Consider the following 11,380-nt stretch of genomic DNA (forward strand, 5'->3'; position numbering starts at 1 on the left):
TAATAAAGGGGCACACCAGTGACCACGCCAGACAACGGCTTTGCAGAAATTACCCACCGTGAACTGGGCCTGAGGCGCCAGCTCACTTCCGGCCAGATGAGCATGATCGCCATCGGTGGCGCCATCGGCACCGGGCTGTTCATGGGCAGCGCCTACGCCATCGGTTATGCCGGGCCGAGCGTGCTGGTGAGCTACGCCATCGGCGCGTTGATTACCTTGCTGCTGATGGGCTGCCTGGCGGAGATGACGGTGGCCCATTCCACCTCCGGCTCCTTTGGCGCTTACGCCGAGTTCTACATCAGCCCGTTGGCCGGGTTCCTGGTGCGCTATGCCTACTGGGCGGCGATTGTGCTGGCGGTGGGGGCCGAGGTCACGGCGGTGGCGATGTACATGAAGTACTGGTTCGCCAACGTGCCGGAGTGGGTGTGGATCGTGTCGTTTTCCAGTGTGCTGATCCTGCTCAATGCGATCAGCGTGAAGACCTTCGGCAACTTCGAATACTGGTTCTCGACGATCAAGATCAGCGCCATTGTCGGTTTCATCATCCTGGCGGTGTATGTGGTGTTCGGCTCCGGTAACCCTGACTACGGGGTGCAGAACTACACGGCCCACGACGGCTTTTTCCCCCATGGCTTGAGTGGCATGTGGATCGCGGTGATCGTGTCGATCTTCAGCTACCTCAGTGTCGAGATGATCGCCGTGGCCGCCGGTGAAGCCGCCGACCCGGAGCAGGCAGTGAAGAAAGCCTTCCGCGCTACCATCGTGCGGCTGGTGGTGTTCTATCTGCTGACCCTGGCGCTGATGCTCGCCATCGTGCCGTGGAACCAGGCCGGCCAGGCCCAGAGCCCGTTTGTCACAGTGATGCAGACCATCGGCATTCCCGGTGCCACCGGGGTGATGAATTTCGTGATCCTGATCGCGGCGCTGTCGGCCATGAACAGTCAGCTCTACATCACCACGCGCATGATGTTCAGCCTGTCGCGCGCTGGTTTTGCGCCCAAGTCCATGGGCGCGCTGAGCAAGAACGGCATCCCGCTCAACGCATTGCTGCTGTCCAGTTCGGGCATTGCCCTGGCGACGTTGCTCAACGTGGTGTACCCGGAAAGCTCGTTCACCCTGATGATGGCGATCTCGATGTTTGGCGCAATCTTCACCTGGTTCATGATCTTCCTCACTCACCTGTTTTTCCGCCGCTATCGCAAGCGTCATGGCGGGGCGAAGTTGTCGTTCCAGTTGCGCCTGTTTCCCTACAGCACGTTGCTGGGGTTGGTGCTGATGGGGGCGGTGATGATCACCACCTATTTCACCGACGCCTTCAAGATGACGTTGGTGTTTGGCGTGCCGTTCCTGCTGATCTTGTCGGCGGTTTACTACACCTTCTTCCACAAACGCGCATCATCTGTAGGAGCGAGCTTGCTCGCGAAGAACCCGAGAGCGCCGCGTTAAACCTGATAGCTCGCGTTATCGTTGGCGATCTTCGCGAGCGAGCTCGCTCCTACAAGGGGGGGCGGTGAGCGCAGCGAGTAATGTGCTGACGTAACCGGGCAGTTGCTCGAACGAGCGTGCGCATAACAACAGTTTGCGGCAGGCCCATTCTTCTTGCAGGGGGTGGGCTTTGAAGCGCCGTGCAGGTGGCCAACGGTCCAAGGCGGCCTGAGGCACGATGCCCAGGCCCGCGCCGCCGGCGACCATGCGAATCACCCCATCAAAACCGTCGGCGCGAATGCGCGTCTGCAAGCGAAAGCCCGCGTGCAGTGCCTGTTCTTCCAGGTAAACCGCCAACGCGCTGTTGGCCGCCAGGCCCACGTAGTCGTATTGCAAGCTCTCGATAAAACTCGCGCTGGTCAACGGGTGGTCCAGGGGCATGATCAGCACCAGCGGGTCGTCGCGAAACGCCAGGGTCTGCAAGCCGTGGGTGTCTACCGCATCGGAAATAATCCCCAGCTCGGCGGTGCCCTGGCGCAAGGCGTGGGTGATGCGCAGGCTGGGCAATTCTTGCAGGTCGATATCGAGGTTGGGGTGCTCGCGCAAAAACTGAGCGAGCAGTTCAGGCAGGTACTCGCTTAGAGCGGTGGTATTGCACAGCAGGCGTACCTGGCCTTTGACGCCATTGGCGTATTCGGCCAGGTCTTGCTGCAGATGGTCGGCCTGCTGCAACAGCAGGCGAGCATGCCGCGCCAGGGCTTTGCCCGCGGGTGTTGGGGTTACGCCACGGCGGCCGCGCTCGAGAAACGCGATGCCCAGTGAAGACTCCATGGCTCGGATGCGTGCGCTGGCGGCAGCCAGGGACAGGTGGCTGCGGGCCGCGCCGGCGGTGATATTGCCGGAGTCCAGGATGTGCAGGTAGAGGCGCAGGTCGATGAGGTCAAAGTGCATTAAGTTTTCCAGTGACTGGAAGGGCCTCATCGCAGGCAAGTCAGCTCCCACACTTGAATGTATTCACAATTCCAAATGTGGGAGCTGGCTTGCCTGCGATAGCGTCATCAGCCTCACACAAAACAAGAGGCTACCTCAGTATATGGCGAATTTTCAGCCACTCTCCAGCCCTGCACAATCGGTGCATGAATACCTTCCTCGCGTTCTACCAAAACCTCGGCCCCGCCCTGACAGCGCTGGTCATCACCACCTTCCTGCTGGCCGGTACGGTGAAGGGCGTCATCGGCCTGGGCTTGCCCACTGTAGCCATGGGTATGCTTGGCCTGGCTATGCTGCCGGCGCAGGCTGCGGTATTGCTGATCATTCCTTCGACGGTGACCAACCTCTGGCAACTGTCCTTTGGCGGGCACTTGGGTGCCTTGCTCAAACGCCTGTGGTCGATGCTGTTGCTGATCTTCCTCGGCACCGGGCTGGGCACCTTGTGGCTGGGCATGGGTAGCGGACCTTGGGTGGTGCGTGCCCTGGGCGCGGCTTTACTGGTGTATGCGCTGAGCGGGTTATTCCTGCCAACCTTCAAGGTCGCGCCCCGAACCGAGCGTTGGCTGGGCCCCTTGTGCGGGGTGATCACCGGCATCATTACCTCGGCCACCGGTGTCTTCGTGATCCCGGCGGTGCCGTACCTGCAGGCGCTGGGCTTGAGCCGTGATCAGTTGGTGCAGGCGCTGGGGCTGTCGTTCACCGTGTCGACGTTGGCACTTGCCGCCGGGCTGGCCTGGCGCGGGGCACTGGGCGGCGGTGAAATGGGCGCGTCATTGCTGGCGTTGGTGCCGGCATTGCTGGGGATGTGGCTGGGTCAGGTGGTGCGCCGACGCATCAGTGCGCTGTGGTTCAAACGTGGATTTTTCACCGGCATGGCGTTGCTGGGAGGCCATTTGTTGCTGGCTGGTTAATAATGGCCGTGCCTGTGTCAGCCGACAAATCAAGGACCGCCCGTGAAAGCCCGTTCCGATGAGCTACAGATCTTCGTCAGCGTGATTGAATGCGGCTCGATTTCCGCCGCCGCCGAAAAGGTCGGGCAAACGCCATCGGCAGTCAGCCGTACCTTGTCGCGCCTGGAAGCCAAACTCGACACCACCTTGATCAACCGCACCACGCGGCGCATGGACCTGACCGAAGAGGGCAAGTACTTCTTCGAGCAGGCCAAGCTGATCCTTGCGCAGATGGATGAGCTGGAAGAGCGCCTGTCATCGCGCCAGAAAAAACCGGCCGGCCGCCTGCGTATCAATGCCGCCGTGCCGTTCATGCTGCATGGGGTCGTGCCGTATATCGCCGAATTTCGCAGCCTTTACCCGGATATCCAGTTGGAGCTCAACAGCGATGATTTGATCATCGACCTGCTGGAGCAAAGCACCGACATCGCCATTCGCATCGGCGCCCTTGCCGACTCGACCCTGCATGCGCGTTTCCTGGGCAGCACGCCGCTGCATGTTCTGGCCAGCCCCGGCTACCTCAAGCAATACGGCACGCCGACGACCGTTGCCGAGTTGGCTGATCACACCTTGCTGGGTTTCACCCACACCGAGACCCTCAACCACTGGCCGCTGCGTCACGGCGAAGGTGACCGCTGGCTGATCCAGCCCGGCGTCAGCGCCTCCAGTGGCGAAACCGTGCGCCAGTTAGCGCTGCAGGGGCAGGGCATTTGTTGCCTGTCGAATTTCATGACCGTCGCTGACATCGACGCCGGCCGCCTGGTGCCCATGTTGGAGGCGTTCAACAGCGGTTATCGCCAGCCGATCCACGCGGTGTTCTATCGCAACTCGCAATTGGCACTGCGCATCCAGTGCTTCCTGGACTTTATTCAGGCCAAGCTGGCGCGGTATGCGCGCTGATTCGTGACCTGAACGCAAGAGTGAATTGGGCCGCACGGGCTTATTCGGCAGCCGTGGGGGCTGGATACTGGGCGCATCACTTACCCAGTCAGGAGCAACCTCCATGAATGTATTCGTTACCGGTGCAGCAGGGTTTATCGGCGGTTCGATCGCCACCGGCCTGGTCAACGCCGGCCATCACGTCACCGGCCTGGTGCGCAGCGCCGAACAAGCCGCTGAACTGACCGCGCTGGGCATCACGCCGGTGATCGGCACCCTCGACGACGCAGCCGTGTTGACGGCGCAGGCGCAGAAGGCCGATGCGGTGATCAACGCCGCCAGCAGCGACCATCGCGGTGCCGTAGAAACCTTGCTGGCTGCCTTGAAAGGCTCAAACAAGCCGTTCCTGCACACCAGCGGTTCGAGCATCGTCGGCGATGCGTCGGGCGGCAAGGCCAGTGAAGTCATCTACTTTGAAGACAACCTGCCAGAGCCGACCGTCGACAAGGCCGCACGCGTGGCGATCGACAACCTGATCCTTGCGGCGGCCAATGACGGTGTGAATTCGGCGGTGATCTGCAACACCCTGATCTACGGCCACAGCCTGGGCGTAAAGCGTGACAGCGTGCAATTGCCACGCTTGCTCAAGCAGGCGCGCAAAAGCGGGGTAGTGCGCCATGTGGGCAGCGGGCAGAACATCTGGTCCAACGTGCATATTGAAGATGTGGTCGCCCTGTATCTGCTGGCGCTGACCAAAAACGTCCCGGGTACGTTCTACTTTGTGGAAAGCAGCGAAGCAGCATTCATCGACATGACCACGGCGATTGCCCAAGCGCTGAACCTGGGTAAACCACAGGATTGGTCATTGGCCGAGGCTGAGGCCGAGTGGGGGTATGAAATGGCCAACTATGGCTTGGGCTCCAATAGCCGAGTGCGCGGCAAGCACGCTCGTGAGCTGTTGGGTTGGGTGCCCAAGCGTACTTCGGTGGTGGAGTGGATTCGCGACGAGATGGTGTGATGTTCGCTTAGCACCGCGGTGCGGTCATCGCAGGCAAGCCAGCTCCCACATTTGAATCTATTCACAGATCCAAATGTGGGAGCTGGCTTGCTCGCGAAAGGAGCGACTCGGTGTATCGGACCTGACACTTCACTAGCCCCACCCGCCGCAATTCCGTACCATCCCCCGCCTAATCCCCCGCAATTCCCTGGTACTCCATGAACCTCACCCGTCTGCGCGCCGACGCCCTGGCCGGCCTCACCACGTCTTTCGCCTTGCTGCCCGAATGCATCGCCTTTGCGCTGGTGGCTCATCTCAACCCGCTGATGGGCCTCTACGGTGCTTTCATCATTTGCACCCTCACCGCGTTGTTCGGCGGCCGCCCGGGCATGGTCTCGGGCGCCGCCGGTTCGATGGCGGTGGTGATCGTCGCGCTGGTGGTGCAACACGGCGTGGAGTATTTGCTGGCGACGGTACTGCTGGGCGGGTTGATCATGGTCGCTTTCGGCCTGCTGCGCCTGGGCAAGCTGGTGCGCATGGTGCCGCATTCGGTGATGCTCGGCTTCGTCAACGGCCTGGCGATCATCATTGCGCTGGCGCAACTGGAGCATTTCAAGAGCGGTGAAACCTGGCTCAGCGGCACGCCGTTGTACGTGATGGCCGGGTTGGTGGCGGCAACCATGGCCATTGTGTATCTGTTGCCTCGTCTGACCCGTGCTGTACCGCCCGCGCTGGTGGCGATTCTCGGTGTGGGCCTGGCGGTGTACCTGCTTGGCCTGCCGACCCGCACCTTGGGCGATATGGCGCACATCGCCGGTGGCTTGCCGACTTTCACCCTGCCGCAGATCCCCTGGACCCTGGAAACCCTCGGTATCATTGCGCCCTACGCATTTTTGATGGCGATGGTTGGCCTGTTGGAAACCTTGCTGACCCTCAACCTCACCGACGAAATCACCGAGACCCGTGGTTATCCTGACCGCGAAAGCGTGGCCCTGGGCGCGGCGAATATGGTCTCGGGCCTGTTTGGCGGCATGGGGGGTTGCGCGATGATCGGGCAAACCGTGATCAACCTCAGCTCCGGCGGGCGTGGGCGCTTCTCCGGGGTGTTTGCCGGGGTGATGATTCTATTGTTCATTCTGTTTCTGTCGCCACTGATCGAGCGGATCCCGCTGGCGGCGTTGGTGGGCGTGATGTTCGTGGTGTCGCAACAGACCTTCGCCTGGGCGTCGTTGCGGGTGATCAACAAGGTGCCGCTCAATGATGTGCTGGTGATCATGGCGGTGACGATCATTACGGTGTTCACCGATCTGGCCACCGCCGTACTGTGCGGTATCGTCATCGCCGCGCTGAACTTCGCCTGGCAGCAGGCGCGGGAACTGTACGCCGATGAACACCTGGAGGCCGATGGCAGCAAGCTCTATCGGCTGCATGGCACGTTGTTCTTCGCCTCGACCACGCCGTTTTTGAATCAGTTCGACCCGGCCAACGACCCGGCCCAGGTCACACTGGATTGCCGTCACCTGAGCTTTGTCGACTATTCGGCGATTGCCGCCCTGATGACCCTGCGCGAGCGCTACACCAAGGCTGGCAAGCACCTGCGGGTGCTGCATTTATCCGAGCGCTGCAAAAAACTGCTCAAGCGCGCCAAGGTTCATCACGACTGATTGAGCCCCTGTGGCGAGGGAGCTTGCTCCCGCTGGCGTGCGAAGCGCGCCCAGGATTTTGGGGCCGCTGCGCAGCCCAGCGAGAGCAAGCTCCCTCGCCACAGGGGTGGAGCTGTAGCAGTTACGGGCCGACCAGGTCTTCCAGCTCCTGGGCGCGGGTCTGGGTCATGTCCAGCACGCAGCCTGAGCCGTTTACCTGATCAATCGTGCCGCCGGTGGCGCTGCCTGCGAAGGCGCAGTTGGCGTCGCGGTATTTGATCCACAGGCGCTGCACGTCTTGCAGTTGCTGTTTGCGCGGCCCTTCCTGGGCGGCGAGGGCGGTTTTGTAGGCGCGGTTCAGGCGGTCGTCCTGCACCTTGGTTTGCCGGGCGTTGCAATTGACCATGTCGGCGGTGGTATTGGCGCTGTCCATGCATTTTTTCAAGGCAGGGTTGTCGGCGGCATAAGCGCTGCTGCACAAGAGCAGGACGCTGGCGGCAATTGTGGTGCGAATCATGAGCGGGTTCCTGGGCAATGGATGCGCATTCTATGACTCAAGGGCAGCGACTGAGTTTCCGCCTTCTCTGATCTTCATGTAAGAACACCCCCCGAATTTTCATCCACCCATGTCGGGCATATCCCCAAGCGACAGCGCTTATCCGTGGGCGAAAATTACTTTCATGAAAATTGAAAATGCTCCTCGGGAATGATTTATGAGTTTCACAACCAATTCGACGTGACCCTTTCCGAGGAGTACCGCATGGCCGCATCACCGGGCTTCGGGCTGTTGGCATACGCTGCCATCGCCATCATTGCATTGATCGTGCTGATCGCACGCTACCGACTCAACCCCTTTATCGTGATTACCCTGGTGTCCATCGGCCTGGCGCTGATGGCCGGGATGCCGGCGGACACCATCATGGGCTCGTACGAGGCGGGTGTCGGCAAGACCCTGGGGCATATCGCCCTGGTGGTGGCGCTGGGCACCATGCTCGGCAAGATGATGGCCGAGTCGGGCGGCGCTGAGCAGGTGGCGCGCACGCTGATCAACCGCTTCGGTGAGCGCAATGCCCACTGGGCGATGGTGTGTATCGCGTTCCTGGTGGGGCTGCCGCTGTTTTTCGAAGTCGGCTTTGTGTTGCTGGTGCCGATTGCCTTTACCGTGGCGCGGCGCGTGGGCGTGTCGATCCTGATGGTCGGGCTGCCGATGGTCGCCGGCCTGTCGGTGGTGCATGCGTTGGTGCCGCCGCACCCGGCGGCAATGATGGCGGTGCTGGCCTATAACGCCTCGGTCGGGCAGACGGTGCTGTATGCGATTTTGATTGGTATCCCCACGGCGATTATCGCGGGTCCCGTCTACGCCAAGTTCATCGTGCCGCACATCCATTTGCCGGCGCAAAACCCTCTGGAGCGCCAGTTCATCGAGCGTGAACCGCGTACACGCCTGCCCAGCTTTGCGCTGACCATGGGCACCATCCTGTTGCCGGTGGTGCTGATGATGATCGGCGGCTGGGCCAACGTGATTTCTACGCCGGGCAGCGGTTTCAACCAGTTCCTGTTGTTTATCGGCAACTCGGTGATCGCCCTGTTGGTGGCTACCCTGGTGAGTTTCTGGACCTTGGGCCTGGCCCAGGGCTTCAACCGCGAGTCGATCCTCAAGTTCACCAACGAATGCCTGGCGCCGACCGCCAGCATTACCTTGCTGGTGGGCGCGGGCGGTGGTCTGAATCGCATCCTGGTGGACGCTGGTGTTACTCATGAAATACTTGGCCTGGCCCATGCGTTCCAGTTGTCGCCGCTGGTGATGGGCTGGCTGTTCGCCGCGTTGATGCGTGTCGCCACCGGCTCGGCCACGGTGGCCATGACCACCGCGTCCGGGGTGGTCGCGCCGGTCGCCTTGGGCCTGGGTTATCCACACCCTGAATTGCTGGTGTTGGCGACCGGTGCAGGCTCGGTGATCTTTTCCCACGTGAACGACGGCGGCTTCTGGCTGATCAAGGAATACTTCAATATGACGGTCATCCAGACCTTCAAGACCTGGACCGTACTCGAGACCCTGATTTCGCTGGTCGCCTTCGGCCTGACCTACGGTCTATCCCTTGTGTTATGAGCCTGTAACCCGGAGCCCCCATGGACATCCTCTATCAGATCCGCGCCCGCCAGGACACTTTCAGTGCCGGCGAAGGGCGTATTGCCAAGCTGATGCTTGAGGATGTGGGCTTTGCCGCGTCCGCCAGCCTGGAGGAACTGTCGCAACGGGCTGAGGTGAGTACCGCCACCTTGTCACGCTTCGCCCGCAGCGTGGGCTGCCGTGACTTGCGCGATTTGCGCCTGCAGTTGGCCCAGGCCAGCGGCGTGGGCAGCCGCTTCCTGGACCCGGCGGGCAAGCCAGAACAGTCAGCGTTTCATCGGCAGATTCTGGGGGATATCGAGGCGACGTTGCGTCAGCACCTTTCGGGTTTCAATCAGCGCAGCTTTGGCGATGCGGTCACCCTGCTGGGCAAGGCGCGGATGATCCATGCGTTCGGCATGGGCGGGCCGTCGAGCCTGTGCAGCGATGAGTTGCAGGTGCGCCTGGTGCGTCTGGGCTATCCGATTGCCGCCAGCCACGACCCTGTGATGATGCGTGTCACGGCGGCGACCCTGGGGCCCGAACATGCCGTGATCGCCTGCTCACTCACGGGCCTGACCCCGGAGTTACTGGAGGTAGTGACGCTGGCGCGCAACTACGACGCGCGGATCATTGCCATCACCCTTGCCGATTCGCCGCTGGCGCAGTTGGCGGATGTCGTGCTGCCGCTGCAATCGGCGGAAACCAGTTTTATCTACAAGCCCACTGCGGCCCGCTACGGCATGCTGCTGGCTATCGACCTGCTCGCCACCGAGTTGGCGCTGGCCCTGCCGGACGACAACCAGGAACGCCTGCGCCGGATCAAACTGGCGCTGGACGATTACCGCGGCGGCCCTGGTAGCCTGCCGCTTGGAGATTGATATGAAGTACGACACGCTGATTCGCCAGGCGCTGATCATCGATGGCAGTAACACCCCAGGGTATGTCGCCGATGTGGGCGTGCAGGCAGGGCGCATCCGTACGATTGGCGACTTGTCCACAGCCCAGGCGGAGCAGATCATCGACGGCCATGGCCGGGTATTGGCACCGGGTTTTATCGACGTGCACACCCACGACGACACGGTAGTGATTCGCCAGCCGCAGATGCTGCCCAAGCTCAGCCAAGGCGTGACCACGGTGATTGTCGGCAACTGTGGCATCAGCGCTTCGCCGGTCAGTTTGCGCAGCGACCCGCCGGACCCGATGAACTTATTGGGCAACCGTGAGCAGTTCTGTTATCCGCGGTTCAGCGATTATCGCAACGCGGTGCAGGGCGCCCATCCGGCAGTGAACGTCGCGGCATTGATCGGTCACACGGCGCTGCGCAGCAACCATATGGACGACCTGCATCGCACCGCCACACCGTATGAAATCGCGGCCATGCGCGTGCAGTTGCAAGAGAGCCTGGAGGCCGGTGCCCTGGGGTTATCCACAGGCCTGGCCTACGCCAGCGCCTTCAACGCCAAGACCGATGAAGTGCTGCAGCTCGTTGAGGAGCTGACGGCCTACGGCGCGGTGTACACCACGCATTTGCGCAGTGAGTTCGAACCAGTGCTGGAAGCAATGGATGAGGCGTTTCTGATCGGTCGACACGCCAGGGTGCCGGTGATCATTTCCCACCTTAAATGCGCCGGTGCCGGTAACTGGGGGCGCAGCCCGCAGCTGTTGGCGGCCCTGGAAGCAGCGGCAAAAGATCATCCGGTGGGTTGTGATTGCTACCCCTATGCCGCCAGCTCCTCGACCCTGGACCTCAAGCAGGTGACTGACGCGTTTCGCATCACCATCACTTGGTCCACACCGCACCCGCAAATGGGCGGGCGTGATTTGCAGGAGATTGCCGCCGAGTGGGGCGTTTCGTTGATGGATGCCGCCCGCCGTTTGCAACCTGCGGGGGCGGTGTACTACGGCATGGATGAGGCGGATGTACGGCGCATTCTTGCGCACCCATTGTCGATGGTGGGGTCGGATGGGTTGCCTGAAGATCCGTTTCCTCATCCGCGCTTGTGGGGCGCTTTCCCACGGGTGCTAGGGCATTTCAGCCGGGATGTCGGATTGTTCCCGTTGTACACGGCGATACACAAAATGACCGGGCTGTCGGCGGCGCGTTTCGGCTTGGCCCAAAGAGGAGAAATTCGCGAGGGGCACTGGGCTGACCTGGTGCTCTTCGACCCTGGGCGGGTGCGTGACATGGCGGATTTCAAGACGCCTCAGCGTGCGGCCGAAGGGATTGAGCGAGTGTGGGTAAACGGCGTCTTGAGCTACAGCGAAGGGCAGGCGAATACACGGCGTGCGGGTCGTTTTCTGGCGCGCAGCGGTGATTTGCGCCGAGGTTTTCAGCTTGGTGCGCGGGATGCGATCTGACAGTGCTCGGCCCGATAGCGTGTCT

At 61.6% G+C, this 11,380-nt stretch carries 10 protein-coding genes; 8 read left to right on the forward strand and 2 right to left on the reverse strand.

Features of this window, described 5'->3' with window-relative positions; genetic code table 11:
- Positions 1 to 18 precede the first annotated feature (18 nt).
- A complete protein-coding gene (locus JFT58_RS22310; protein WP_034128766.1) occupies positions 19 to 1,446 on the forward strand; it encodes an amino acid permease in 1,428 nt (475 codons plus the stop codon).
- Positions 1,447 to 1,461: 15 nt separating this feature from the next.
- Here the strand turns inward: JFT58_RS22310 and JFT58_RS22315 are convergent, their stop codons facing one another.
- Positions 1,462 to 2,376 carry a LysR substrate-binding domain-containing protein gene (locus tag JFT58_RS22315; RefSeq protein WP_054896988.1) on the reverse strand — a complete coding sequence of 305 codons (915 nt, stop codon included), beginning with the start codon at positions 2,374 to 2,376 and terminating at the stop codon, positions 1,462 to 1,464.
- A gap of 185 nt (positions 2,377 to 2,561) precedes the next feature.
- On the opposite strand from JFT58_RS22315, the gene JFT58_RS22320 reads away from it, so the two are divergent.
- From JFT58_RS22320 to JFT58_RS22335, 4 genes are all read left to right on the forward strand, one after another.
- Positions 2,562 to 3,326 (forward strand): sulfite exporter TauE/SafE family protein, encoded by a 765-nt coding sequence (locus JFT58_RS22320; RefSeq protein ID WP_054896987.1) that lies wholly within the window; start codon positions 2,562 to 2,564, stop codon positions 3,324 to 3,326.
- 42 nt (positions 3,327 to 3,368) lie between these two features.
- Positions 3,369 to 4,265, forward strand: coding sequence for a LysR family transcriptional regulator (locus tag JFT58_RS22325; RefSeq protein WP_034128763.1), 897 nt, complete (start codon positions 3,369 to 3,371; stop codon positions 4,263 to 4,265).
- Positions 4,266 to 4,368: 103 nt separating this feature from the next.
- A complete protein-coding gene (locus JFT58_RS22330) occupies positions 4,369 to 5,262 on the forward strand; it encodes an NAD-dependent epimerase/dehydratase family protein (protein ID WP_054896986.1) in 894 nt (297 codons plus the stop codon).
- Between the two features lie 197 nt (positions 5,263 to 5,459).
- Positions 5,460 to 6,905 carry a SulP family inorganic anion transporter gene (locus JFT58_RS22335; RefSeq protein WP_054896985.1) on the forward strand — a complete coding sequence of 482 codons (1,446 nt, stop codon included), beginning with the start codon at positions 5,460 to 5,462 and terminating at the stop codon, positions 6,903 to 6,905.
- Between the two features lie 121 nt (positions 6,906 to 7,026).
- On the opposite strand, the gene JFT58_RS22340 is transcribed toward JFT58_RS22335, so the two are convergent.
- Positions 7,027 to 7,401, reverse strand: coding sequence for a lysozyme inhibitor LprI family protein (locus JFT58_RS22340; RefSeq protein WP_054896984.1), 375 nt, complete (start codon positions 7,399 to 7,401; stop codon positions 7,027 to 7,029).
- Positions 7,402 to 7,590: 189 nt separating this feature from the next.
- Here JFT58_RS22340 and JFT58_RS22345 point away from each other — a divergent pair, with 189 nt between their 5' ends.
- The 3 genes from JFT58_RS22345 to JFT58_RS22355 are packed head-to-tail and all read left to right on the forward strand — an operon-like array spanning position 7,591 to position 11,355.
- Positions 7,591 to 8,994: a GntT/GntP/DsdX family permease gene (locus JFT58_RS22345; protein ID WP_054896983.1), complete on the forward strand. Its 1,404-nt coding sequence runs from the start codon at positions 7,591 to 7,593 to the stop codon at positions 8,992 to 8,994.
- A 20-nt stretch (positions 8,995 to 9,014) separates the two neighbouring features.
- A complete protein-coding gene (locus JFT58_RS22350; protein ID WP_054896982.1) occupies positions 9,015 to 9,875 on the forward strand; it encodes a MurR/RpiR family transcriptional regulator in 861 nt (286 codons plus the stop codon).
- Position 9,876: 1 nt separating this feature from the next.
- Positions 9,877 to 11,355 (forward strand): N-acyl-D-amino-acid deacylase family protein, encoded by a 1,479-nt coding sequence (locus JFT58_RS22355; RefSeq protein WP_054896981.1) that lies wholly within the window; start codon positions 9,877 to 9,879, stop codon positions 11,353 to 11,355.
- The last annotated feature ends 25 nt before the right edge of the window (positions 11,356 to 11,380 follow it).

Origin of the sequence: Pseudomonas sp. MF6767 (assembly GCF_016405475.1) — a bacterium.
Taxonomy (GTDB): Bacteria; Pseudomonadota; Gammaproteobacteria; order Pseudomonadales; family Pseudomonadaceae; genus Aquipseudomonas; species Aquipseudomonas paracarnis.